Origin of the sequence: Mesorhizobium sp. M4B.F.Ca.ET.089.01.1.1 (assembly GCF_004022605.1) — a bacterium.
In the GTDB taxonomy this organism is placed as follows: Bacteria; Pseudomonadota; Alphaproteobacteria; order Rhizobiales; family Rhizobiaceae; genus Mesorhizobium; species Mesorhizobium abyssinicae.
Genome location: NZ_RZOS01001221.1, coordinates 1 through 584, shown reverse-complemented (window position 1 = coordinate 584; position 584 = coordinate 1). Strand labels below are relative to the sequence as shown.

General features: G+C 61.3%; 1 protein-coding gene. It reads left to right on the top strand.

Translation table 11 applies throughout. The features are described 5' to 3' along the window. Nucleotides 1-584 (top strand): thiamine pyrophosphate-dependent enzyme (locus tag EN780_RS36870; protein WP_245500263.1); only part of this gene is annotated, 584 nt, incomplete at both ends.

Here is a 584-nt window from a genome sequence, read left to right as displayed (position 1 = left end):
GTATTGTGGTTGTCGGTTCGGGCAACACCCAGGGTTCGGTGAAGCAAAGCTTCCCGGTCTACGAGCCTCGCACCCACCTGACCTCCGGCTCCTATTCGCCGATGGGCTGGGCGGTGCCGGCGGCTTTGGGCGCCAAGCTCGCATGCCCGGATCGCCAGGTCGTGGCGATCGTTGGCGACGGCGACTTCATGATGTCGCTGCCCGAAATGGGCACTGCCGTGATGAACGGCATCAATGTGGTGTTCCTCGTGTTGAACAACTCAGGTTACATGTCGATCCGCGGTGGCCAGCGCAAGTTCATGGGCCGTCACATCGCTTCCGAATTTACCCATCACTCCGGGAATGGCCAGCCTTACTCTGCCGATATCACGGCCTCCGCCCGCGCATTCGGGCTCGAGGCCTGGAAAGTCGAGAAGGATGAAGATCTCGAAAGCAGCCTGAAGGCAACTCTGGAATGCGGAGGCCCGGCTCTTGTCGAGGTCATTGTCTCGCGCGACGCGGCGGGACCGTTCGCGACCGGCTGGTGGGATTTTCCGTCGCCGGCCTACTACGAAAAAGAACAGGCCGGATACGCCGAGATCTGT